Here is a 23,686-nt window from a genome sequence, read left to right as displayed (position 1 = left end):
AGACATAAGATTTTTTTACGGGTTGGGTTGGACATCGCGGGTTACGCTGTGACACAATCCCGGCCATGCCGTTCAAGCCTCATCCGCCCTGCCTGTCCGCTTCGACCGACGCGCCTGCGACGGCCGGCCCGGCCGTGGCTCCGGGGCCGGGGGCCCCGGGCGCCGCATTCAGTCCTTTATACAGGCAAATCAAGGGCCTGATCCTGCAAAGCCTGGACCGCGGCGAATGGAAGCCGGGCGAGGCCATTCCCAGCGAGCTGGACCTGGCCGCCCGTTTCAAGGTCAGCCAGGGCACGGTGCGCAAGGCCATCGACGAACTGGCCGCCGACAACATCCTGCTGCGCCGCCAGGGCAAGGGCACCTTCGTCGCCACCCACCATGAAGACCGCGTCCGGTTCCGCTTCCTGCGCCTGGCGCCCGACGACGGGCAGCACGCCCGCTCGCGCAGCCGCTTCCTGGAGTGCCGCCGCCTGCGTGCGCCGGCCGAGGTGGCCAAGGCGCTGGAGCTGCGCGCGGGAGACAGCGTGGTGCTGGTGCGCCGCGTGCTGTCGTTCGGCGAAATTCCCACGGTCATCGACGAGATCTGGCTGCCGGGCTCCCTGTTCCGGGGGCTGACGGCCGAGCGCCTGGCCGAATACAAGGGGCCGATGTATGGCCTGTTCGAAAGCGAGTTCGGCGTGCGCATGATCCGCGCCGACGAGAAGGTCCGCGCGGTCCCGGCCGGAGCGCCGGAGGCCGAGTTGCTGGATATCGAGGCGGGAACGCCTCTGCTGCAGGTGGAACGGATCTCGTTCACCTACGGCGATCGCCCGGTCGAGATGCGCCGCGGGCTGTATCTGACTTCGCGCTACCACTACCGGAACAGCCTCAATTGATGCCGTTTTGGGACACGATTTGATACGGTGGCGCTGAATGGGCGAAAATAACGGGGTTTGCCTTACTCGGCGGCTTTCGGGCGGCTCCATGACGCCGGCTCCTGGAGCCCCGACGAGAGCCTGGCCTGCCGGCCCGGTTTTCCAAGACGACTCCTGATGCCTAGCCGCTCAGCAATGTTTTTTTCATGGTTCGCTTACTTTACCCGAGGTCGTGATGTCCGACTCTGCCGCAAAACCCCGCCCACAGTTCAGAAATATCAATATCACCCAGCTCGCGGGATACCGCCTGCCGCTGGCTGGCAAGGTGTCGATCCTGCACCGCGTTTCCGGCTTCGCGCTGTTCCTGGCGCTGCCGCTGGTGCTGCTGCCGCTGTTCGAACGCAGCCTGATTTCTGAGATCGGCTTCGCGCAGTTCCACGATTTCGTTGCACATCCCTTGGTCAAGATCGTCCTGCTGGGCCTGATCTGGGCATACCTGCATCACTTCTGTGCGGGCATCCGGTTCCTGGCGCTGGATCTGCACAAGGGACTGGAAAAGCACACCGCCCAGCGCACCGCGGGCATCGTGCTGGTCGTCAGCCTGGCGCTGACCGTCGTCTTCGGTTTGAAACTGTTCGGAGTATTCTGATGTCGGCCCCGCAAAACATCGGTCCCAAGCGCCTGGTCGTCGGCGCCCACTACGGCGTGAAGGACTGGGTCCTCCAGCGTGTCACCGCCGTCATCCTGGTCATCTACACGCTGGTGCTGGGCATCGGCGCGCTGGTCACTCCGGAATTCACCTACGAAAACTGGGTGCGCCTGTTCAATTTCGAAGTGCTCAGCTTCCCCCTGGGCAAGCTGCTGGCCATGCTGGCCTTCATATCGCTTGCCTATCACGCCTGGATCGGCGTGCGTGACATCTGGATGGACTACGTCAAGCCGACGGGCATCCGCCTGGCGCTGCAAGTCCTGACCGTTCTGTGGCTGGTCGGCTCCGTCGTCTATGCCGCTCAAATTCTGTGGAGAATCTAAGTCGTGGCCGCCGTTAAATCTTCTCTTCCGCGCCGCCAGTTCGATGTGGTGGTGGTCGGCGCCGGTGGATCCGGCATGCGTTGCTCGCTCCAGCTGGCCCAGGCCGGCCTGAGCGTCGCCGTCTTCTCCAAGGTGTTCCCGACGCGCTCGCACACCGTCGCGGCGCAGGGCGGCATCGGCGCCTCGCTGGGCAACATGAGCGAGGACAACTGGTTCTGGCACATGTACGACACCGTCAAGGGGTCGGATTGGCTGGGCGACCAGGACGCCATCGAATTCATGTGCCGCGAGGCCACCAACGCGGTCTACGAGCTCGAGCATTTCGGCATGCCGTTCGACCGCAACCCCAACGGCACGATCTACCAGCGTCCGTTCGGCGGCCATACCGCCAACTTCGGCGAAAAGCCGGTGCAGCGCGCCTGTGCCGCCGCCGACCGGACCGGCCACGCGCTGTTGCACACGCTCTACCAGCGCAACGTCGCCGCCCGCACCCAGTTCTTCGTCGAGTGGATGACGCTGGACCTCATCCGTGACGCCGAAGGCGACGTGGTGGGCGTGACCGCGCTGGAAATGGAAACCGGCGAGATCTACATCTTCGAAGCCAAGACCACCGTGCTAGCCACGGGCGGCGCGGGCCGCATCTGGGCCGCCTCGACCAACGCCTTCATCAACACCGGCGACGGCCTGGGCATGGCGGCGCGCGCGGGCCTGCCGCTGGAAGACATGGAATTCTGGCAATTCCACCCCACCGGCGTGGCCGGTGCCGGCGTGCTGATCACCGAAGGCGTGCGCGGCGAAGGCGGCATCCTGCTGAACAAGGATGGCGAGCGCTTCATGGAGCGCTATGCCCCGACGCTCAAGGACCTGGCGCCGCGTGACTTCGTGTCGCGCTCGATGGACCAGGAAATCAAGGAAGGCCGCGGTGCGGGCCCCCATGGCGACTACGTGCTGCTCAAGCTCGACCACCTGGGCGCCGAGACCATCAACAAGCGCCTGCCGTCGATCCGCGAGATCGCGATCAAGTTCGCGAACGTCGATCCCATCAAGGAGCCGATCCCGGTCGTGCCGACCATCCACTACCAGATGGGCGGCATCCCGACCAACTACCACGGCCAGGTGGTCGTGCCCAAGGACGGCAACCCCAACACCGTGGTCAACGGCCTGTACGCGATCGGCGAATGCGCCTGCGTGTCGGTGCACGGCGCCAACCGCCTGGGCACGAACTCGCTGCTCGACCTGGTGGTGTTCGGCCGCGCGGCCGGCAACCACATCGTCGGCACCGAGCTCAAGCGCCGCAGCCACAAGGACCTGCCGGGCGATGCCGCGGACTTCACGCTGGGCCGTGTCGACGCGATGGAAAGCCGCAAGCAGGGCGAGCGCGTACAGAACGTCGCCAACGACATCCGCAACTCCATGCAGCGCCACTGCGGCGTGTTCCGCACCCAGACGCTGCTGGACGAAGGGGTGGGGCAGATCCTGGAACTGGCCGAGCGCGCCAAGAGCGTCGCGTTCCAGGACCATTCCAAGGTCTTCAACATGGCCCGCGTGGAAGCGCTGGAGCTGGAAAACCTGATCGAAGTGGCCAAGGCGACCATCGTGTCGGCCGCCGCCCGCAACGAGAGCCGCGGCGCCCATGCGCACAGCGACTTCCCCGAGCGCGACGACCAGAACTGGCTGCGCCACTCGCTGTGGTATTCCGAAGGCAACCGCCTGGACTACAAGCCCGTGACGATGAAGCCGCTGACCGTCGACAGTTTCCCGCCCAAAGCGAGAACGTTCTAACCGATATGACAACCCCTTCCCAGGGCGCCGCGGATCCGGCTCCGCCGGTCCGCCAGCGCCGCCCCCTGGGGGGCGCGCGAAGCGCGTAGGGGGGGGACCTCAACTTTTTTGGAGTACTCGCATGAGTGCTAAACGTGTTGTGAAGTTCGAGATCTACCGCTACGACCCGGACAAGGACCAGCGTCCCTACATGCAGAAGCTCGAGGTCGAGCTGGGCCCGAACGACAAGATGCTGCTCGATGCGCTGGTGCGCATCAAGAACGACGTCGACGACAGCCTGTCCTTCCGCCGCTCGTGCCGCGAGGGCGTGTGCGGGTCCGACGCCATGAACATCAACGGCAAGAACGGCCTGTCGTGCACGACCAACCTGCTCGACCTGAAGCAGCCCATCGTGCTCAAGCCGCTGCCCGGCCTGCCGGTCATCCGCGACCTGATCGTGGACATGACCCACTTCTTCAACCAGTACCACTCGGTCAAGCCGTTCCTGATCAACGACACGCCGCCTCCCGAGAAGGAGCGCCTGCAGTCGCCCGAGGCTCGCGAGGAACTCGACGGCCTGTATGAGTGTATTCTGTGTGCTTGCTGCTCGACGTCCTGCCCGTCGTTCTGGTGGAACCCCGACAAGTTCGTGGGGCCGGCCGGCCTGCTGCAGGCCTACCGCTTCCTCGCGGACAGCCGCGACGAAGCGACCGGGGAACGTTTGGATAACCTCGAGGATCCATATCGTTTGTTCCGTTGCCACACCATCATGAATTGCGTCGATGTCTGTCCCAAGGGGCTGAACCCCACCCGGGCAATAGGCAAGATCAAGGAAATGATGGCCCGGCGGGCGATCTGACGCCGTGGTGCCGGAGTTTTCCCTGCATGACCGGACGCGCCTGCGCTGGCGCGCCCGGCGTGGACTGCTCGAGAACGACCTGATACTGACGCGTTTTCTGGACGCGTACGAATCCGGGCTCACCGACGCCGACGTGGCGGAGCTGACCCGGCTGCTCGAGCTGTCCGACAACGAGCTGATGGACTATCTGTTGGCTCGCAAGGAACCCGAGGGAGACCTTGCCACGCCAGCCATGCGGGACTTGCTGAAGCGGCTGCGCTCCGTGTGAGCGGCCGAAGTCCATGTGAATTGATTTTGATGGAAGAGGAACATCCGATGAAACTGTCCGACAAGAAAGCGACCCTGACCTTCTCCGATGGGAGCCAGGGTGCCGAGTTTCCGGTTTATGAAGGCACGATCGGCCCGTCGGTCGTGGATATCCGCAAGCTGTACGCGCAAACCGGGATGTTCACCCTCGATCCTGGTTTCATGTCGACGGCTGCTTGCTCGTCCAGCATCACCTACATCGATGGCGACAAGGGCGAACTGCTGTATCGCGGCTATCCGATCGAGCAACTGGCGGTCAAGTGCGACTTCCTGGAAACCAGCTACCTGATCCTGAACGGCGAGTTGCCCAACGCCAAGCAGAAGGCTGACTTCGACCATCTGGTGACCCATCACACCATGGTCAACGAGCAGTTGCAGTTCTTCCTGCGCGGCTTCCGCCGCGACGCCCACCCGATGGCCGTGCTGACCGGCCTGGTCGGCGCGCTGTCGGCGTTCTACCACGACTCGATCGACATCACCCAGCCCAAGCACCGCGAGATCTCGGCCATCCGCCTGATCGCCAAGATGCCCACGCTGGTGGCCATGGCCTACAAGTACTCGGTCGGCCAGCCCTACGTCTATCCGAAGAACGACCTGTCCTACACCGGCAACTTCCTGCACATGATGTTCGCCACGCCGTGCGAGGAATACAAGGTGAACCCGGTCATCGAGCGCGCGCTCGACCGCATCTTCATCCTGCATGCCGACCACGAGCAGAACGCCTCGACCTCGACCGTGCGCCTGTGCGGTTCGTCGGGCACCAACCCGTTCGCGGCCATCGCGGCGGGCGTGGCTTGCCTGTGGGGCCCGGCCCACGGCGGCGCCAACGAAGCGGCGCTGCAGATGCTGGAAGACCTGCTGGCAGCCGGCGGCGTCGACAAGCTGGGCGAGTTCGTCGCCAAGGTCAAGGACAAGGACTCGGGCGTGCGCCTGATGGGCTTCGGCCACCGCGTCTACAAGAACTACGACCCGCGCGCCAAGCTGATGCAGGAAACCTGCCGCGAAGTGCTGGAAGCCATGGGCCTGCAGGACGATCCGCTGTTCAAGCTGGCCATGGCCCTGGAAAAGATCGCCCTGGAAGACGATTACTTCGTCCAGCGCAAGCTGTACCCGAACGTCGATTTCTACTCGGGTATCGTCCAGCGCGCCATCGGCATCCCGACCCAGCTGTTCACGGCCATCTTCGCGCTGGCCCGGACCGTGGGCTGGATCGCGCAGTGGGACGAAATGATCTCCGATCCCGACTACAAGATCGGCCGTCCCCGCCAGTTGTTCACCGGCTCGCCCGCGCGCGACGTGCTGGACCTGAACAAGCGTTGATCCATCGCCGGCGGCTCGCCGCCGGTTTGTGACGCTGTTCCCTGGAACCCGCCTGCTTGCAGGCGGGTTTTTTTCACCCTGATCGATGCGCGTTCCAGGGCAGCCTGGCCAGCACGCGGGCAAGGCCGCAAAAGCCGGACAGCCCGGCGAAGACCAGGCCACCGCCGACCAGTCCCGACAGCAGGTGGAACCAGGGGTTGACGGCCAGGCCCAGGATGACGCCCAGCGCGACCAGCGTGCCGGCGACGATCTGGACCTGGCGCTGGAGCTCCAGCGGCTGGGAGCGGTCTTTCACGACGGGCAGGCCGGCACGTTTCCAGGCATCGAGCCCGCCTTCCAGGATGCCGGCCTCGCCGGGGGCGCAGGCGGCAAGTGCCGCCGCGTTCTGGCGCGTGCGGTTGCCGGACCGGCAATGGAAGACGACAGGGGTGCCGGCGTCGGCCAGCGGCCCGGCGCCGGCCAGCCGGGCAAGGGGGATATGGCGTGCCCGCGGTATGCGCTCCCGCGCATGTTCGTCGGCATCGCGGATATCGATCAGGAGGGCGCCCTGGTCGAGCAGGGTGAAAACGTCCCGGGGGGGAATCTGGCGTAGCGTCATGATGGACTGTCCTGGGGCGAGGGGCAGAAGATCGCCTTGAGCGTGGCGATCAGCCGTTCCACGTCGGGGTTGGCGATGCGGTAGTGCAGGGTCTGGGCGGTCCTGCGGAACGAGACCAGGCCTTCGTCGCGCATCCTGGCCAGGTGCTGGGACAGCGCCGACTGGCTGAGCGGCACCTGCGCCAGCAGCTCGCCCACCGTGAGTTCGCCGTGTTCGATCAGCAGGCACAGCACCAGCAGCCGGGATTCGTTGCCCACCGAGCGCAGCAGCGCCGCGGCCTGGGTGGCACCTTCCTGCATGAAGCGCCGGGCGTCCGTAGGTGATGAGTGCATTTTTTTATTAGAAAATTCTAATTTAGATAATTCTAATAAATTGTCTGGCGCCTGTCCATCGCATGCCGCCAATTCTCGTATCTTGAAGCGCTCCCGCACATCGCAAAATCGCTCGAATCCAATCGCTGCTTCGCAAAAAAACCGGCTTTCATAGGCCGGTTTTTTGTTTCTCATCATGGAATTTTATTTTTAACATATTGTTTTTATTGAATAAAAAATAATTCTTATAGAAGAGTAAAAAGATTGATTGCGTTGCAGCATATCTATAGATTGTTCCTTACCCGGCACCGCGGCCGCCAGGATTTCCAACCGTCGTTTCCAACCTTGAGGAGACATTCATGTCCCAACGCAACGCCGAAGTCGAGAAGCTGGAGCAGGAGTGGCGCGAGCACCCGCGCTGGAAAGGCATACGCCGGGGCTACGACGCCGAACGGGTCGTGGCGCTGCGAGGCTCGGTCCAGCCCGAGCACACGCTGGCCCGCCGTGGCGCCGAGAAGCTCTGGAAGATGCTGAACGAGGAGCCCTTCGTCAATTCGCTGGGCGCGATGACGGGCAACCAGGCCATGCAGCAGGTGAAGGCCGGGCTGCGCGCGATCTACCTGTCGGGCTGGCAGGTCGCGGGCGACGCCAATCTGGCGGGCGAGATGTATCCGGACCAATCCCTGTATCCGGCCAATTCCGTTCCGTCGGTCGTGCGGCGCATCAACAACGCGTTGCAGCGCTGCGACCAGGTCCAGTGGATGGAGGGCGGCCGGCCGGGCGCGGCGGACTACATTGATTACTTCGCGCCCATCGTGGCCGATGCCGAGGCCGGATTCGGCGGCGTGCTGAACGCCTTCGAACTGATGAAGGCCATGATCGACGCGGGCGCCTCAGGCGTGCATTTCGAGGACCAGCTGGCATCGGTCAAGAAGTGCGGCCACATGGGCGGCAAGGTCCTGGTGCCCACGCGCGAGGCGGTTTCCAAGCTGGTCGCCGCGCGCCTGGCCGCCGATACGCTGGGCGTGCCGACGTTGCTGCTGGCCCGCACGGATGCCGACGCCGCCGACCTGATCACCAGCGACGTCGATGACAACGACCGGCCGTTCATCACCGGCGACCGTACTGTCGAAGGGTTCTTCCGCACGCGGGCGGGCATCGACCAGGCCATCTCCCGGGGGCTGGCCTATGCGCCGTATGCCGACCTGATCTGGTGCGAAACCTCGACCCCCAACCTGGACTACGCGCGCCGCTTCGCCGAGGCCGTCCATCGGCAGTTCCCAGGCAAGCTGTTGGCCTATAACTGCTCGCCTTCGTTCAACTGGAAGAAGAACCTGGACGACGCGACCATCGCCAAGTTCCAGCGTGAGCTGGGCGCCATGGGCTACAAGTTCCAGTTCATCACCCTGGCCGGCTTCCACGCCTTGAACTACGGCATGTTCGATCTTGCGTACGGCTATGCCCGTGAGCAGATGACGGCCTTCGTGGCCCTGCAGCAGAAGGAGTTCGCCGCGGCCGAGCGCGGCTTCACGGCGGTCAAGCACCAGCGCGAGGTCGGCACTGGCTATTTCGACGCGGTGACGCAGGCGGTGGAGGGAGGACGTTCGTCCACTACCGCGCTGCACGGCTCGACCGAGGCCGAGCAGTTCGAGGAGCACGCCGAGCAAAAGGTGGCGTAAGGCAAGGCCGCGGGCATCTGCCGCGGACTGCTTGTGGTGGCGCCGGGCCGGCGTGCGCGGGCCCGGCGCTCGATGCTACATAGGCATCATGTTCGCGTTCATGTTGTGCAGCACCCAGGCGGAGCCACCGACGATGATCGCGATGATGAGCACGGTGAAGACGAAGGACGACAGGTTTTCGCGCTGCTCGGGCGAAGTGCCCATGTGCAGGAAGAACACCAGCTGGACCAGCAGTTGCAGCACGCACAGCACGACGATGGCGGCCACGGCGGCAAAACCGGTCACGGCGCCGGTCATCACGACGCCGAACGACATCGCGGTCAGCACGATGCAGAGGACGAAGCCCACGAGATAGGACTTGACCGAGCCGTGGCTGGCGTGGGAGTCGTGGCCTTCGGCGGTGGAGGAGTGTTGCGCCATTACAGGGCTCCCATCAGATAGACGAAGGTGAACACGCAGATCCAGACCAGGTCCAGAAAGTGCCAGAACAGGCTCAGGCAGGCCATGCGCCGGCGGACGATCGGATCAAGGCCGTGGCGGCTGATCATGTGCATCATCACGGCCATCCAGATCAGGCCCGACGTCACGTGCAGGCCGTGGGTGCCGACCAGGGTGAAGAAGGCCGACAGATAGGCGCTGCGCTGCGGGCCGGCGCCCTCGGCGATCAGGTGATGGAATTCATAGATTTCCATGCCGATGAAACCGGCGCCGAACAGGAAGGTGACGGCCATCCAGGCCAGCACCTTGCCGCGCTGTCCGGCATGCAGGGCCAGCATGGCCATGCCGAAGGTCACGCTGCTGACCAGCAGCAGCATGGTTTCGGTCAGCACGAACGACAGGTCGAACAACTCGCTGCCATGCGGTCCGCCCGCGGTCGCGCCCGAGAGCACGGCGAACGTCGCGAACAGCACCGAGAAAATGAGCAAATCGCTCATCAGATAGATCCAGAACCCCAGAACGGTCTTGGACCCATCGTCGTGATGCTCATGCCCCCCATGGGCATGATGATCGCCGCCATCCTGGCGATGCGTGTGAAGAATTGCTGCGCTACTCATATCGATCTTTAAAAAACCGGCGCTTCGCACCGATACACTGCTACACGACCCAGGATGCGGTGGATCCGGCTTTGCCGGTCCACCCGCATCGCCCCCTGGGGGGCGCGCGTTAGCGCGTAGGGGGGGGGTTCTACGCGGCCTGCTTCAGCGACTCGTAGTGGGCGTTCTCGATGCGCGTCACCTCGTCGGCCTTGACGTAGTAGTCCACGTCGCGGTCGTAGGCGCGGGCGATGAAGGCGCCGATCATGCCGGCCAGGCCCAGGCCCGCCAGCCACCAGATGTGCCAGACCAGGGCGAAGCCGAGCAGGGTGCCCGCCACGCCGATGTAGACGCCGGCGCCGGTATTGCGCGGCATATGGATGTCTTCGTAGCGGGCGGGGCGCTGGTAGGCGACGCCGGTTTCCTTGTCATGCCAGAACTGATCGAGGTGGGACACTTGGGGCACCTTTGCGAAGTTGTAGAACGGCGGAGGAGAGGGAATGGACCATTCCAGCGTACGGCCACCCCAGGGGTCGCCGTCGAAGTCGACATTCTTCTTGCGGTCGCGGATGCTGACGAAGATCTGCAGCAGCAGGAAGAAGATGCCCAGCGCGATGATGACCGCGCCTACCCAGGCCACGATCAGGTACGGCTGCCAGGCCGGGTTGTCGTAGTGGTTCAGGCGGCGCGTCATGCCCATGAAGCCGAGGATGTACAGCGGCATGAAGGCCATGAAGAAGCCGATGAACCAGCACCAGAACGAGTACTTGCCCAGGCGCTCGTTCAGCTTGAAGCCGAAGGCCTTGGGGAACCAATACACCATGGCGGCGATACATCCGAACACGACGCCGCCGATGATGGTGTTGTGGAAGTGGGCGATCAGGAACAGGCTGTTGTGCAGCACGAACGAGACCCCGGGAATCGCCATCAGCACGCCGGTCATGCCGCCGATCACGAAGGTGATCATGAAGCCCAGCGTCCACAGCACGGGCGTGGTGATCTCGACGCGGCCGCGGTACATCGTGAACAGCCAGTTGAAGATCTTCACGCCCGTGGGCACCGAGATGATCATCGTCGCGATGCCGAAGAAGGCATTGACGTTGGCCCCCGAACCCATGGTGAAGAAGTGGTGCAGCCAGACCAGGAACGACAGCACGCCGATGGCGGCCGTGGCGTAGACCATGGACTTGTAGCCGAACAGCGGCTTGCGCGAGAAGGTGGCGATGATTTCCGAGAACGCGCCGAAGCAGGGCAGGATCAGGATGTAGACCTCGGGATGGCCCCAGATCCAGATCAGGTTCACGTACATCATCACGTTGCCGCCGAGCTCGTTCGTGAAGAAGTGCATGCCCAGGTAGCGGTCGGCGGTCAGCAGCGCCAGCGTGGCCGTCAGCACCGGGAAGGCGGCGACGATCAGGATGTTGGTGACCAGCGCGGTCCAGGTGAATACCGGCATCTTCATCATCGTCATGCCGGGCGCGCGCATGCGCAGGATGGTGACGATGAAGTTGATGCCGCTGAGCGTGGTTCCCAGCCCTGAGAGCTGCAAGGCCCAGATGTAGTAGTCCACCCCCACGCTCGGGCTGTAGTCCAGCCCCGACAGGGGCGGGTAGGCCAGCCAGCCGGTGGCGGCGAATTCGCCCACGAACAGCGAAATCATGATCAGCACGATGCCGCCGCCGAACAGCCAGAAGCTGAGCGAGTTCAGGAACGGGTAGGCCACGTCGCGGGCGCCGATCTGCAGCGGCACGACGATGTTCATCAGGCCGGTGATGAAAGGCATGGCCATGAAGAAGATCATGATCACGCCGTGGGCGGTGAAAATCTGGTCGTAGTGGTGCGGCGGCAGATAGCCGGCCGAGTCGCTCGAGGCGATGGCGAGCTGCGTGCGCATCATGATGGCATCGGCGAATCCGCGCAGCAGCATGATCAGCGCCACGATGATGTACATGATGCCGATGCGCTTGTGGTCCACCGTGGTCAGCCACTCTTTCCACAGGTAGGTCCACTTGCCGTAATAGGTGACGGCGCCAAACATGGCGGCACCAAGAATGACGACCGCGGCCAGCGTGACCATGACGATGGGTTCATGGTACGGGATGGCATCCAGGGTCAGTTTCCCGAACATCGATTTACTCCGACAAGGCTATCTTGGGGGTGTTGGCAGGCGTGCATATTCCGGTATCCATGCCTGCGGAGGCCATGTACTGGTAAATGATGCCGTCGAACATGGTGGGTTCGGCGCCCGAGTAATAGGCCACCGGCTCGTGCTCGCTGGGCGAGACCAGGGCCTGGTAGGCCTCGGCGGTCATCTTGCTGGGCGATGCCTGGGCATCGCGGACCCATTGCTGGAAGTCTTCCTGGCTGCTGGCGATGGCCTTGAAACGCATGCCCGAGAATCCCGCGCCGCTGTAGTTGGCCGAGATGCCCGCGTAGGTGCCGGCTTCGCGCGCGATGAGGTGGAGCTTGGTCTCCATGCCCGCCATGGAGTAGATCTGGCTACCCAGGCGCGGGATGAAGAAGGAGTTCATGACCGAGGCGGACGTGATGCGGAAGTTGACGGGCGTATCGACCGGGAACTGGATCTCGTTGACGGTGGCGATCTTGTACTCGGGGTAGATGAACAGCCACTTCCAGTCCAGCGACACGACGTCGATCTCGATGGGCTTGACCTCGGATTGCAGGGGACGGTAGGGGTCCAGCGCGTGCGAGCTCTTCCAGGTCAGGACCGCCAGGATGCCGACGATGATGCAGGGGATGGTCCAGACCACCACCTCGATGGCGGTGGAATGCGACCACTTGGGATCGTATTTGGCCTGGGTGTTGGAGGCGCGGTATTTCCAGGCGAACCACAGGGTCATGATGATGACCGGCACGACCACCAGCAGCATCAGCCCGGTCGCGGTCAGCAGCAGGGTTTTTTCCTGGGCGCCGATGTCGCCCTTGGGATCGAGGATGTCCATGTTGCAGCCAGCCAGCAGCAACATCAGGGCGCCGACGCACAAAGTGCGTCCCGCGTTCGCGAAGAAGGATTTACTCACGTCCAGCCTTGGTGTGTAGAAACGTTGGCGAAATCCGCCAGTTCCGCATCCTACTGAACGTGCCTAGAGGGAGCCTGCGACAAATAGTCGCGCGCGGCGGGAGCCGGGGGCGGCATCCCGGGGAGGCGCCCCCGGTCGTGCCTTGCATTGCACCATCTGTGGCGAATTGTGACCGGCCGCCCTAGGGATTAGCCCTGCGACAATATGTCGCACTGCGGGAAGAGTGGAGCGCTCCGGGCTAGGCTTCCAGCGCGCCAGGGTGCATCCGCCCGTCTGGATCCAGCGCGTGCTTGATCCGTGCCGCCAGTTGGCCGGCGCCATCTTCCAGCACCGACCGATAGGCGAAATAGCGCCCGATCTGAGCATGGACCGCGTCATGGGCGTCCATCGCGAGGCGGATGGCGTCCCGGGCTTGCCGGACCAGGGCCCTGGCCTGGACCGCATCGTGGCGGCCCGCGAAACGCTCCCGGTGCCTGTCCGACAGATAGTACAGGTGTAGCGGCGTCAAGGCATCGTTCCAGTAGAACATGGGTTCGATCGTGACGTAGGGCCCGGTGGAGGAGAGCGTCCAGGTGTAGCGGATGCCATGCGCGTCAAATTCGGCCGCCCGGTCCGCCAGCAGCCGCCGCAGCGCGGCCAGGCAGGACGGGGCCTGGGTCGGCGGCAGCACGCCGTGGACCGGCAGCCAGCGTTCTCCCTCCAGGCCGACGAAACCCCGGATCGAGAAGGGCCGGGCATGCAGGCGGCGGGGGACGTCGGCATCTATCTCGGTGGCCTGCCGCCCGCAGTCGGCGCGCACGGCGGCCAGCACGCTGTCGGCCGCGTCCTCGGTCGCGCCTTCCACCGTGACGTGCAGGGTCCATGCCGCCTCCGCCCCGGGCCCGTTGCCGGGGCCGTTGGCCACGACGCGCATGGCCAGGCCTGCCTGGAGCAGGCGCGTCATGATGTCGACGCTCGTCGCGCCGTCCGGGCAGGAGAAGGAGGCGAAGCGCAGCGGGCGCACTGGCACCAGCCGCAGGCAGATCTCGGTCTTGACGCCGTAGGCGCCGCAGTCCCCCAGGAACATGCCCGTCAGGTCCGGCCCCCAGTAACGCTGAAAGGCCGATCCCTGGCGGCGCGCGCCCGAGCCGGTGCGCGCAATGGTGCCGTCGGCCAGCACCACCGCCAGGCCGATGATGCCGTCCATGCCGCCGGGCATGCCCTGCGACGCGGCGCCGCCCACCGTGGTGTGGACTCCGGAGATGGGCATGGGCTGGGCCGGCTTGAGTCCGTGGGGCGCCAAGGCCCGGGCCAGGGCTTCCCAGGGTGTTCCCGCGCCGACCCGCGCATGGCGGTCATCGGCGTGGATGTCGATCGTGGCCAGGTTGGCGGTATCGACGATGATCGCCGCGCCGCCGGGCACGCCGCCTCCGGAATAGGACAGCCCCGCGCCACGGGCGATGAGCGGCAGTCCGTGCCGGGCGGCCACCCGTGCCAGGCGCGCGGTTTCCTCGGTGGAGCGGGGCTTGACCACGGCCGCTGCCGGCCGTTGCCACGGCCAGTCGATGAGGTCGGACGAGGCCAGGGCCAGCGCCCGCGGGTCGAGGATGACGTTCTCTTGCCCCGCGATGGCCACGAGCTGCGCCAGGCAGTCGCCGGGCAGGGGGGCAAGGGCGTCGTCCCGGGCGGGGGGCGTCATGGCTTGCCCGCCTTGCGGCCGGCTTCACCGCCCTTGGGCCTGGAGGCCGTCCTGGTGGCGGCCTTGGTCGGTGTCCTGGAGGCCGCCTTGGTGGGTGTCTTGGCCGGGCGTCCGGTCTTCACGCCGGCCTTCACCTTGGACGGGGGTGCGTCTTCGGCCTCGGGCGCAGGCTCCACGGGGGCGGGAATCATGTCCGGCGGGCAGTACAGGGCGCCCATCAGGAACCGGCTCATGCCGACGGCCACGTCGTTGACGCCCAGGCGGCCGTCGGCGCGGAACCATTTGGTGATCCAGTTGATGGACCCGAGCATGGAAAACCCCGCCAGCAGACTGTCGTCGCAGTGGAATTCGCCGGCCTTCATGCCTTCTTCGATGAGCTTGCGCACGCCGCGCTCGAACTCGTCCCGGCGCGCCACGTAGACATCGCGGTTTTCGGGCCGCAGGTTTTCCAGGTCGGTCAGCAGCACGCTGCCCAATCCGTCCTTCAGGATGCCGACGATGTGGCCGGCCAGCAGCTGCTGCAGCCGTTCGCCGGGCGAGCCCTTGGCCTGGCGCGCGCGGCGCAGCGCCTCCAGGCTCGCATCCATCGCGCGCATGTGGCACTGGTAGAGGATGTCCTGCTTGTCGGTGAAGTAGTAGTAGAGGTTGCCTTTGGTGATGCCGAGCTCGTCGGCGATGTCCTGCATCGTGAGCGTCGACAGCCGGCCGCTGCTCAGCACGCTGGCAACGCTGTTGAGGATGGCGTCACGGCGTGTCGCCTTGCCGACGCGCCGTCCGTCCCAGCGCGTGGCCGGGGTCGTGGTGGAGGTGTCTTCTGGCATAAGAAATTTTGTATTTGACTTTTGGTTCAAATCGAAGATAGAGTGCCGACGTTGGTTTTTGACTTTATGTTCAAAAACTATATTCCGCATCGCGAGATGCGTCAACTCGGAGTCTTTGCTCATGCCCGGCAGCGCAGCATTGTCCGGTGGCTCGGCCATGGAATACCTGGCCAGACCACTGTCCGAAGGAATGGCTTTCCACGGACCTTCCAAAACCCTGACCGACGCGCACTTCCTGCTGTTTTCCGGCATTACCGGGGACGTGCACCGCAGTCACTACGACGTCGAGTACGCAAAGAATACGCGGTTCGGCAAGCCGCTGGCCCATGGCCTGCTGCTTGCTTCCCTGACGGCGCTCGGCGCCTCGGAGCTGCGCGATCACATCGAAGGCTTCGTGCTGGTCGAGCAGGGGTGCCGCTATCTGCATCCGGCAGCGGTGGGGGATACGGTCCGCCCCTGCTTCGTGATCGAGAAGATCTGGGAAGAGGGCCACCGCAAATACTGCCGCGTGGCCACCCGCCTGGAGAACCAGCACGGCAGGCACTTGCTGGAAGGATTCCATTGCTATCGCATCATCGTCCCCGGACAGGAGCAGACCGATGACTGAACGGATCTCCGTCGCCATCGTCGGTGCCGGCATAGGCGGGCTCGCGGCCGCGGCCCTGTTGCGGCAGGCCGGGATCGACGTCCGCGTCTACGAGCAGGCGCCACGGTTCGCCCGGGTCGGCGCCGGCATACAGATGGCACCGAATGCGTGCAAGGTGCTGCGCAGGATCGGTGCGGAAGACCGCCTGCGCGCGCATGCGCTGGTTCCGGAGTCCAGCCTGAACCGCGACTACGATACCGGCGCCGTCACCAATGAGTTTCCCATCGCCGGCCACGTCGAAGCCCGCTATGGCGCGCCCTTCCTGTGCCTGCATCGCGGAGACCTGCACGCCGCGCTGGAGTCGGCGGTGCCCGCCGAGGACATATCGCTGGGCAAGAAGCTGGAAGCGCTGAGCCAGGACGGCCGGGGCGTGACGCTGTCTTTCGCCGATGGCACGCAGGCGAGCGCCGACATCGTGGTCGGCGCCGACGGTGTCCATTCCCGGGTGCGCGAGATCATCCTCGGGCCCGAGCAGCCCGTGTTCACCGGACGCATCGCCTACCGCGCGACCTTTCCGGCCGAGCGCCTGGGCGAGCACCGCATCGAGCGTTCGCGCATCAAGTGGTGGGGCAAGGATCGCCATATCGTCATGTACTACACGACCGAGGCCGCCGACGAGGTGTACTTCACCACCAGCGTGCCGGATGACGGCAAGTGGGCCACCAGCGAATCCTGGTCCACCAAGGGCGACCTGGGCGAGCTGCGCGCGGCCTTCGCGGAATTCCACCCGCAGGTGAGGGCGGTCCTGGATGCGTGCCCGGAGGTCTACAAGTGGGCGCTGCTGGCGCGCGACCCGCTGCCTCGCTGGACGGAGGGGCGTGTCGCGCTGCTGGGGGACGCCTGCCATCCGATGCCGCCGTACATGGCGCAGGGCGCCAGCGCCGCGCTGGAGGACGCCGCCATCCTGGCCCGCTGCGTGGTCGAGGCCACGCCCTCGACCGCGGCCGCGGCCCTGCGGCGCTATGCCGACACAAGGTTGCCGCGCACCTCGAAGCTCCAGCTCTCGGCCAAGGCCAACAACTGGATGCGCAACGATACCAATCCGGACTGGGTATACGGCTACGACGCCTGGACCGAGCCCCTGGCGGCCGTCCGCTGAGCGGAGCCTTCTTGCAGGGAAGCGCCATCCCTTGCGAGGCGGCAAGGGATCTCTTGCTGGTAGTCAACCATTCGGGAGCATCACATGAAACGATTTGCCATTTCGATCTTGTCCGCCGTTGTCGCCGCCACGCTGCCGGCTGCTGGTTCCGCGGCCGACCCGGGCTATCCCAACCGGCCCATACGCCTGATCAATCCCCAGGCCGCCGGCGGGACCTCCGACGCCATCTCGCGCCTGTTCGCCGAGAAACTGGCCATCGAGCTGGGCCAGCCGGTCGTGGTCGAGAACAAGGTGGGCGCCAGCACGATGATAGGCGCGGATGCGGTGGCCAAGGCCGCCCCCGACGGCTATACGCTGCTGACCGCGTCGGTCACGACGCTGGCGATCAACCCCAGCCTTTTCGCGAAAATGCCCTATGACCCCATCAAGGATTTCGAACCGATCTCGGTCATGGCGGAGAATCCCTATTACCTGATGGCAAGCCCGATGCTGCCGGCCAACAATGTCCAGGAACTGATCAAGCTGGCCAGGTCGCAGCCGGGCAAGCTCAACTACGCATCGCCGGGAACCGGCACCTCGCCCCAACTGGTCGGCGCGCTGCTGGCGTCGATGGCGGGCATCGACGTGGTGCATGTCCCGTACAAGGGGACCAGCACGGCCGAAGTGGACATGGCGGCGGGGCGCGTGCAATTCATGTTCAGCGGCAGCGGCCTTCCGACCATCAAGGCGGGACGGGCCAAGGCGTTGGGGTACACCGGCACGAAGCGTTCGGCGGAAATGCCCGATCTGCCCACGGTGGCGGAGCAGGGGTTGCCCGGCTTCGAGGCCGCGGTCTGGAACGGCCTGGTGGCGCCGGCCGGCACGCCGCCCGCGATCATCGACAGGCTGGCCAAGGCCGTAGCGAGGATCGCCAGGATGCCAGACGTGCAGGAGCGCATGGCCTCGTATTCGGCGGTGGCGGTGGGCAGCACGCCCCAGGAGTTCGCCGCGCTCATCCGGCGGGATACCCAGAAGTGGGGCGACATCGTCCGCAAGACCGGCGTGCGCCTGGACTGACGCCGGATTCCCCCGGGGCGGCGGCGACGCCGCGCCATGTTCCATCCTTTCTTGAAGATCCGACAATGCTAGACCGCAAACCCGCCACAGACAGACAGGCCAAGGCGACGGGGCCGCTGCAGGGCATCCGCGTCATCGATCTGACCACGACCATCCTGGGGCCGCTGGCGACCCAGACCCTGGGCGACATGGGCGCCGACATCATCAAGATAGAGTCGCCCATCGGCGACCTCAACCGCCAGATAGGGCCGGCGCCCCATCCCGGCATGGCCGCTTTTTTCGCCAACGTGAACCGGAACAAGCGCAGCGTGGTGCTGGACCTGAAGCAGCCCGCCGCGCTGGACGCGCTGATGCGGCTGATCGATACCGCGGATGTGTTCGTGCACGGCATGCGCCCCAAGGCGGCCGAGCGGCTGGGCATCGACTACGCGGCGGTCTCCCGGCGCAATCCGGCCATCGTCTACGGGTCGGCGTCGGGATACCGGCACGACGGCCCGCGCGCCAACCTGCCGGCCTACGACGACATCATCCAGGGCGAGTGCGGCCTGGCCGGACTGGTGGGCCGGACGGCCGACGAGCCGCGCTACATCCCGACCGTGATCGCCGACAAGTTCACGGGGCACATGCTGGCGTCGGCGATCGCCATGGCGCTGTTGAGCCGGGAACGGACGGGGAAGGGCCAGGAAGTGCATGTCCCCATGTTCGAGACGATGCTGTCGTTCCTGCTGGTGGAGCATCTGTGGACGCGCGCCTTCGACGATGGGCAGGGCACGCTCGGCTATACGCGCCTGCTGACCCGGCATCGCCGGCCCTATGCCACGCGCGACGGCTACATCTGCATCATGGCCAACACCGACGCGCACTGGAAAGCCCTGCTGGCGGCCCTGGACATACCGGAAGCCAGTACCGACCCCCGGTTCTCGACGCTGGAGGCCCGGTCGCGCAACGTCGACGAGATCTATTCGATCATCGCCGCGCGCATCGCCCACTACGGCACCGCCGAGCTGCGCGCCCGGCTCGATGCCGGCGATGTCCCGGCCGGGGCGATGAATACGCTGGAGGAGCTGATGGACGATCCGTACCTGAAGGACACCGGTTTTTTCCATCGATACGAGCATCCCGGCGTCGGCCCCATGATGACCACCGCCGTCCCGGTCTATTTCTCGGAGACGCCCGCCACCATCCGTACGCCGCCGCCCACGCTGGGCCAGCACACGCGGGAAGTTCTGGCCGAGGCGGGACTGAGCGCGGGCGATATCGACGCGGCAACCACTGATTCCTGGAGAACACGATGAACGCATCCGCGCCGGAAAACCGGAGTACGTCCAGCCACTTCCTCGATGGCCTGCTGGAAGTGGGGATCGACTATCTGTTCTGCAACATGGGGACCGACCACGCCCCCATCATCGAAGAGCTGGCCGAGCGCCGTAAGCAGGGCCGCCGATCGCCCACGGTCTTCCTGTGTCCGCACGAGAGTACCGCCGCGCACATGGCCGGCGGCTACGCGGCGGTCACGGGCCGCGGCCAGGGGGTGCTGGTCCACGTCGACGTGGGAACCGCCAACGCATCGATGGCCATGCACAACCTGCTGCGCAGCCGCATCCCCGTGCTGCTGATGGCGGGCAAGGCGCCTTTCACGACCTCGGGCGAGCTGGTGGGCAGCCGCGATACCTACGTGCACTTCATCCAGGAGCCGTTCGACCAGGGCGCGCTGGTACGGCCGTACGTGAAATGGGAATGGACGCTGCCGTCGGGCGTGGTCGTCAAGGAGACGCTGCGCCGGGCGCACAGCGTGATGCATTCCGAGCCCAAGGGGCCGGTCTATCTCATGTTGCCGCGCGAGACGCTGACCGAGAACTGGCCCGACGACCGGATGCGCGCGTATCCGGCCGAACAGTTCGGCCCCCTGCAGGCGGGAGGCGCCGATCCCGAGGTGATCGGGCGCATCGTCGATGCGTTGCTGGGCGCCGAGCATCCCATCCTGGTGACGGCCTATGCCGGCCGCAGCCCCCGGGCGTCCGCGGCCATCGAGGCCCTGGCCTTGCGCGCCGGCATCCGGGTGTTCGAATCGAACATGGTGAACAACATGTCGCACGAAGGGCCGTGCTTCTGCGGCGGCCAGCCCGGGCCGCACCTGGCGCGGGCCGACGTCGCCCTCATGGTGGACGTGGACGTGCCCTGGTTCCCGAGGGACGTCCGGTTCAACGAGCAGACCTTCTGGGTCCAGATTGACGTGGACGTGCTCAAGCAGGATTCGCCCATGTGGACCTTTCCCGCGAACCTGCGGGTGCAGGCAGACAGCGCCCGCGTGCTGGAGCAGGTGCTCGAGGAAATCGACCGGCGCGGCCCGGCGGATCTGGAGGCCGCCGCGCGCGCCCGCTGTGTCCGGATCGCCGAAGAGCGCCGCCGTGTCCGCGATGACGCGGCCAGGAAGGCGGCCGATCCCGGCGTCCCCGGACGGATCAATCCGCATTTCCTGTTCGCCGAGCTGGCGCGCCACATCGACGACCACGACATCATCATGAACGAGGCGGTCCGCAACGCGCCGGCCTTGGCGGCGCAGATTCCGAGGCCGATCCCCGGGACCATGGTGCGCGTGGGCGGCGGGGGACTGGGCGCTTCCGGCGGCATGGCACTGGGGGCGAAGCTGGCCAGGCCCGACCGGATGGTGATCCAGGTCGTGGGCGACGGCAGTTTCTATTTCAACAACCCGAGTTCGGTGTTCGCGGTGTCGCGCCGCTACCAATTGCCGCTGCTGACCATCGTCCTGGACAACGGCGGCTGGTCGGCGGTCAAGCAATCCACGCTGCGCGTCTATCCCGACGGCGAAGCGCAGGCCCAGGACGCGTTCGAGGCGTCGCTGCCGGAGGGCGTGGAATACGCCAGGATCGGGGAAGCCTTCGGCGCCTATGGCGCCAAGGTTTCCGACCCGGAGCGTCTGGCCGGCGCCATCGGCGACTGCGTCGCCGCGGTCAAGTCGGGCCGGTCCGCGGTCTTGCATGTGCAGATCACGGCGTTCTGATTCCCCAACCCTCTTTCAGCAACCGAGCCGATATGTCCAACTCACCGTACACCACACTCCAGCTGTACATCGACGGCCAATGGCTGGACGGCGGCGGCAGGCTGACCGAAGCCGTGATCGATCCCTCGACCGAGGCGGTCATCGGCCATCTGCCGCACGCCTCATCCGCCGACCTGGACCGGGCGCTGGCGGCCGCCGCGCGCGCCATGCCTGCCTGGGCCGCCACACCGGCGTTCGAGCGGGGGCGCCTGCTCAAGCGGACGGCCGACCTGATCCGCGAGCGGCTCGAGCACATCGCGCGGATCTTGACGATCGAGCAGGGCAAGCCGCTGCGCGAGTCCCGGATCGAGGTCGCCCTGACCGCGGACATATTCGAGTGGATGGCCGAGGAGGGCCGGCGGGCCTACGGCCGCATCGTGCCGGCGCGCCATCCCGATCTGTGCTGGAGCGTGCACCAGGAACCGGTCGGCGTGGTCGCGGCGTTCGCGCCCTGGAATTTTCCCGGGACCACGCCTTCGCGCAAGATGGCCGGGCCCTTGGCCGCCGGCTGCGCCTGCATCCTGAAGGCGTCCGAAGAAACCCCGGGTACCGCCATCGAGCTGACGCGCGCGCTGCATGACGCGGGCGTCCCGCCGGGAGTCTTCAACCTGGTCTTCGGCGTGCCCGCCGAGGTGTCCGATCATCTGATCGGATCGCCCGTCGTGCGCAAGCTGACCTTCACCGGTTCCACGGCCGTGGGCAAGCATCTGGCGGGCCTGGCCGCGAAGGGACTGAAGTCGACCACGATGGAGCTGGGTGGCCATGCGCCGGTGCTGGTCTACGACGATGTCGATCCGGCGGCCGTCGCGCGGCAGGCCGTTGCCTCCAAGTTCCGGAATGCCGGGCAGGTCTGCGTGTCGCCGAGCCGCATCTTCGTGCAGGACGGCATCTATGAGGAGTTCGTGGCGCATTTCATCGACCAGACCCGCGCCATGCACATCGGCTCGGGTCTGGACGAGCGCAACGCGATGGGGCCGCTGGCCAATGCGCGGCGGCTGGCCGCCATGGGCGAATACGTGGCGGACGCGCGAGAGAAGGGCGCGGCGATACGCACGGGCGGTGCCCGGCGTGAAGGTTCCGGGTTCTACTGGGAGCCGACCGTCGTGACCGACATACCGGCCACAGCCCGCATCCTGCACGAAGAGCCCTTCGGGCCGATCGCCTCGCTGATCCGGTTCCGGGACGAAGCCGAGGTGCTGGGACAGGCCAACGCGTTGCGCTATGGCCTGGCATCCTACGTCTTCACCTCGGACCTGGATCGGGCAACCCGTGCGTCGCAGGCTCTCAAGGCCGGCCTCGTGGGCATCAACACGTTTACGATCAGCGGCCCGGAAACGCCGTGGGGCGGAGTGGGAGACAGCGGCTACGGCAAGGAGGGCGGCATCGAGGGATTGCAGGGGTACATGAGCGTGAAGTTCGTCTCCCAGGGCCCGGCGGCACGGCGCCCCCGCTGAATTCCTCGTTCGAGACAGGCCCCGGATCGGGGGTGCGGCCAGGGCCGCACCCCCGATCCGCCGTGGGGCCGCGTATCAGGCCGCGGGGGCCGAGCCGATGACCGCCATCGCCGAGATTTCGATCAGGGCGTCCTTGCGCAGCAACCCGGCGACCTTGACGCCGCTGGAGGTCGGGCGCGCCGTGGTGAAGAACTCGCGCCGCACGTCGGCCGTGCCGGCATAGTTCTCGGTGGTGACGAAGAAGTCGTGGGTCTGGACGATGTCGTTGCAGGAGCCGCCGGCAGCCTTGAGCAGGGCGTCGAACTTGCGGAAGATCTGGCGCGTCTGTTCGACGATGTCGCCGGGCGCGGTGATGGTGCCGGCCTCGTCGGTGCCCGTGGTGCCCGACAGCCAGACCATGTTGCCTATGCGCAGCGCGGGAACGTAGGTGTATCGGTCGGGCCAGGACTTGCCTTGGGTGAGGATCTCGCGGGCTTCCTGCATGTCGGTCGTCTCCAGAATCCAGGTGTGGGAGGGGGCGTCTTTGATCAATTTGACTTTGCGTTCAAAACCATACATGCTTGGTTTCATCGAGTCAATTGGAATGCGCATCGCCATGTCTTGTGCCCCCACGCGATTCTTCGAGGACTTCGAGGTCGGAGCCCGCTATCCCACGCGCACGCGCCTGATCACCGAGGCGGACCACGATGCCTTCTGCCGCCTGGTCGGCTACGAAGTACCTTTGTTCCTGGATGACGGCCATGCGCGCGACCGGGGGTTGCCCGGGCGCATCTGCCCCAGTCATCTGGTGATGTCGTTTTCCACCGCGATGACGGGCGACTTGCTCGAAGGCTGCGTGATCGCGCTGGTGGGCGTGGACGAGGCACGCTTCCTCAAGCATGTGCGGCCGGGGGACACGCTGCGCACCGAGGTGGAAATCGTTTCCAGACGGCCGACGTCCAAGCCCGATCGTGGCCTGATCGTCATGCGCGACCACGTGTACAACCAGCACGGCGAAGAGGTGTTCCACAACGACAAGTCCGTGCTGGTCAGGCGCAGGGCCTGACCCGCCGGCATCGCGTTTTCCGGCGTGGCGG

General features: G+C 65.7%; 24 protein-coding genes. 15 read left to right on the top strand and 9 right to left on the bottom strand.

All coding sequences use genetic code 11. The annotated features are described in order from the left end of the window. The first annotated feature begins 65 nt into the window (after window positions 1-65). The 7 genes from AC1Q6E_RS18355 to gltA all read left to right on the top strand — a co-directional run bounded on the left by AC1Q6E_RS18355 (window position 66) and on the right by gltA (window position 6,132). Window positions 66-875, top strand: a complete 810-nt coding sequence (locus AC1Q6E_RS18355; protein WP_152795326.1) for a GntR family transcriptional regulator — start codon at window positions 66-68, stop codon at window positions 873-875. 214 nt (window positions 876-1,089) lie between these two features. Further along, the gene (gene sdhC / locus AC1Q6E_RS18350; RefSeq protein WP_152795328.1) at window positions 1,090-1,503 is read left to right on the top strand and encodes a succinate dehydrogenase, cytochrome b556 subunit; all 414 of its coding nucleotides are present in this window, start codon (window positions 1,090-1,092) and stop codon (window positions 1,501-1,503) included. Further along, window positions 1,503-1,886 (top strand): succinate dehydrogenase, hydrophobic membrane anchor protein, encoded by a 384-nt coding sequence (gene sdhD / locus AC1Q6E_RS18345; RefSeq protein ID WP_152795330.1) that lies wholly within the window; start codon window positions 1,503-1,505, stop codon window positions 1,884-1,886. The genes sdhC and sdhD overlap by 1 nt, the downstream gene beginning before the upstream one ends. Window positions 1,887-1,889: 3 nt before the next feature. Continuing rightward, window positions 1,890-3,668, top strand: coding sequence for a succinate dehydrogenase flavoprotein subunit (gene sdhA, locus AC1Q6E_RS18340; protein WP_296558824.1), 1,779 nt, complete (start codon window positions 1,890-1,892; stop codon window positions 3,666-3,668). A 121-nt stretch (window positions 3,669-3,789) separates the two neighbouring features. Continuing rightward, window positions 3,790-4,506, top strand: a complete 717-nt coding sequence (locus AC1Q6E_RS18335; RefSeq protein WP_124689358.1) for a succinate dehydrogenase iron-sulfur subunit — start codon at window positions 3,790-3,792, stop codon at window positions 4,504-4,506. A gap of 7 nt (window positions 4,507-4,513) precedes the next feature. Beyond that, the gene (locus tag AC1Q6E_RS18330; RefSeq protein WP_296558821.1) at window positions 4,514-4,774 is read left to right on the top strand and encodes an FAD assembly factor SdhE; all 261 of its coding nucleotides are present in this window, start codon (window positions 4,514-4,516) and stop codon (window positions 4,772-4,774) included. A 47-nt stretch (window positions 4,775-4,821) separates the two neighbouring features. Next, window positions 4,822-6,132, top strand: a complete 1,311-nt coding sequence (gltA, locus tag AC1Q6E_RS18325; RefSeq protein WP_152795332.1) for a citrate synthase — start codon at window positions 4,822-4,824, stop codon at window positions 6,130-6,132. 73 nt (window positions 6,133-6,205) lie between these two features. On the opposite strand, the gene AC1Q6E_RS18320 is transcribed toward gltA, so the two are convergent. Both AC1Q6E_RS18320 and AC1Q6E_RS18315 read right to left on the bottom strand, forming a co-directional pair. Next, a complete protein-coding gene (locus AC1Q6E_RS18320) occupies window positions 6,206-6,730 on the bottom strand; it encodes a rhodanese-like domain-containing protein (RefSeq protein ID WP_152795334.1) in 525 nt (174 codons plus the stop codon). Then, on the bottom strand, window positions 6,727-7,062 hold the full coding sequence (locus AC1Q6E_RS18315; RefSeq protein WP_152795336.1) for an ArsR/SmtB family transcription factor: 336 nt from the start codon (window positions 7,060-7,062) through the stop codon (window positions 6,727-6,729). Before AC1Q6E_RS18315 ends, AC1Q6E_RS18320 begins: the two co-directional genes overlap by 4 nt. A 338-nt stretch (window positions 7,063-7,400) precedes the next feature. Here AC1Q6E_RS18315 and aceA point away from each other — a divergent pair, with 338 nt between their 5' ends. Further along, window positions 7,401-8,720 (top strand): isocitrate lyase, encoded by a 1,320-nt coding sequence (gene aceA / locus AC1Q6E_RS18310; RefSeq protein ID WP_152795338.1) that lies wholly within the window; start codon window positions 7,401-7,403, stop codon window positions 8,718-8,720. A 75-nt stretch (window positions 8,721-8,795) separates the two neighbouring features. On the opposite strand, the gene cyoD is transcribed toward aceA, so the two are convergent. The 6 genes from cyoD to AC1Q6E_RS18280 form a co-directional block, all read right to left on the bottom strand. Next, window positions 8,796-9,140 (bottom strand): cytochrome o ubiquinol oxidase subunit IV, encoded by a 345-nt coding sequence (gene cyoD / locus AC1Q6E_RS18305; RefSeq protein ID WP_152795340.1) that lies wholly within the window; start codon window positions 9,138-9,140, stop codon window positions 8,796-8,798. Beyond that, on the bottom strand, window positions 9,140-9,775 hold the full coding sequence (cyoC, locus tag AC1Q6E_RS18300) for a cytochrome o ubiquinol oxidase subunit III (protein ID WP_130358485.1): 636 nt from the start codon (window positions 9,773-9,775) through the stop codon (window positions 9,140-9,142). Before cyoC ends, cyoD begins: the two co-directional genes overlap by 1 nt. 130 nt (window positions 9,776-9,905) lie before the next feature. Next, window positions 9,906-11,882 carry a cytochrome o ubiquinol oxidase subunit I gene (gene cyoB / locus AC1Q6E_RS18295; protein WP_152795342.1) on the bottom strand — a complete coding sequence of 659 codons (1,977 nt, stop codon included), beginning with the start codon at window positions 11,880-11,882 and terminating at the stop codon, window positions 9,906-9,908. Window positions 11,883-11,886: 4 nt separating this feature from the next. Continuing rightward, window positions 11,887-12,795 (bottom strand): ubiquinol oxidase subunit II, encoded by a 909-nt coding sequence (cyoA, locus tag AC1Q6E_RS18290; RefSeq protein ID WP_492573238.1) that lies wholly within the window; start codon window positions 12,793-12,795, stop codon window positions 11,887-11,889. A gap of 238 nt (window positions 12,796-13,033) precedes the next feature. Further along, window positions 13,034-14,473, bottom strand: coding sequence for an FAD-binding oxidoreductase (locus AC1Q6E_RS18285; protein ID WP_296558815.1), 1,440 nt, complete (start codon window positions 14,471-14,473; stop codon window positions 13,034-13,036). Further along, on the bottom strand, window positions 14,470-15,294 hold the full coding sequence (locus AC1Q6E_RS18280; protein WP_296558813.1) for a TetR/AcrR family transcriptional regulator: 825 nt from the start codon (window positions 15,292-15,294) through the stop codon (window positions 14,470-14,472). Before AC1Q6E_RS18280 ends, AC1Q6E_RS18285 begins: the two co-directional genes overlap by 4 nt. A gap of 121 nt (window positions 15,295-15,415) precedes the next feature. Between AC1Q6E_RS18280 and AC1Q6E_RS18275 the strand changes: the two genes are divergently transcribed. The 6 genes from AC1Q6E_RS18275 to AC1Q6E_RS18250 all read left to right on the top strand — a co-directional run bounded on the left by AC1Q6E_RS18275 (window position 15,416) and on the right by AC1Q6E_RS18250 (window position 22,610). Further along, window positions 15,416-15,901 (top strand): MaoC family dehydratase, encoded by a 486-nt coding sequence (locus tag AC1Q6E_RS18275; RefSeq protein WP_296558811.1) that lies wholly within the window; start codon window positions 15,416-15,418, stop codon window positions 15,899-15,901. Next, entirely contained in the window at window positions 15,894-17,039 is a 1,146-nt protein-coding gene (locus AC1Q6E_RS18270) for an FAD-dependent monooxygenase (protein WP_152795348.1), read from the top strand. Before AC1Q6E_RS18275 ends, AC1Q6E_RS18270 begins: the two co-directional genes overlap by 8 nt. 84 nt (window positions 17,040-17,123) lie before the next feature. Next, window positions 17,124-18,095, top strand: coding sequence for a Bug family tripartite tricarboxylate transporter substrate binding protein (locus AC1Q6E_RS18265; protein ID WP_152795350.1), 972 nt, complete (start codon window positions 17,124-17,126; stop codon window positions 18,093-18,095). Window positions 18,096-18,160: 65 nt separating this feature from the next. After that, window positions 18,161-19,390, top strand: a complete 1,230-nt coding sequence (locus tag AC1Q6E_RS18260) for a CaiB/BaiF CoA transferase family protein (RefSeq protein WP_152795352.1) — start codon at window positions 18,161-18,163, stop codon at window positions 19,388-19,390. Next, the gene (locus AC1Q6E_RS18255; protein WP_296558807.1) at window positions 19,387-21,117 is read left to right on the top strand and encodes a thiamine pyrophosphate-requiring protein; all 1,731 of its coding nucleotides are present in this window, start codon (window positions 19,387-19,389) and stop codon (window positions 21,115-21,117) included. Before AC1Q6E_RS18260 ends, AC1Q6E_RS18255 begins: the two co-directional genes overlap by 4 nt. Before the next feature lie 32 nt (window positions 21,118-21,149). Continuing rightward, the gene (locus tag AC1Q6E_RS18250; protein WP_296558805.1) at window positions 21,150-22,610 is read left to right on the top strand and encodes an NAD-dependent succinate-semialdehyde dehydrogenase; all 1,461 of its coding nucleotides are present in this window, start codon (window positions 21,150-21,152) and stop codon (window positions 22,608-22,610) included. A gap of 75 nt (window positions 22,611-22,685) precedes the next feature. Here the strand turns inward: AC1Q6E_RS18250 and AC1Q6E_RS18245 are convergent, their stop codons facing one another. Continuing rightward, window positions 22,686-23,093: a RidA family protein gene (locus tag AC1Q6E_RS18245; protein ID WP_152795358.1), complete on the bottom strand. Its 408-nt coding sequence runs from the start codon at window positions 23,091-23,093 to the stop codon at window positions 22,686-22,688. Window positions 23,094-23,205: 112 nt separating this feature from the next. On the opposite strand from AC1Q6E_RS18245, the gene AC1Q6E_RS18240 reads away from it, so the two are divergent. After that, on the top strand, window positions 23,206-23,655 hold the full coding sequence (locus AC1Q6E_RS18240) for a MaoC family dehydratase (RefSeq protein WP_296558803.1): 450 nt from the start codon (window positions 23,206-23,208) through the stop codon (window positions 23,653-23,655). The last annotated feature ends 31 nt before the right edge of the window (window positions 23,656-23,686 follow it).

It is taken from the genome of Pigmentiphaga sp. MLSB6-MA01, from assembly GCF_058793475.1.
Note: the sequence above shows the minus strand (reverse complement) of the source record. Positions and strands in the feature narration are given on the sequence as shown.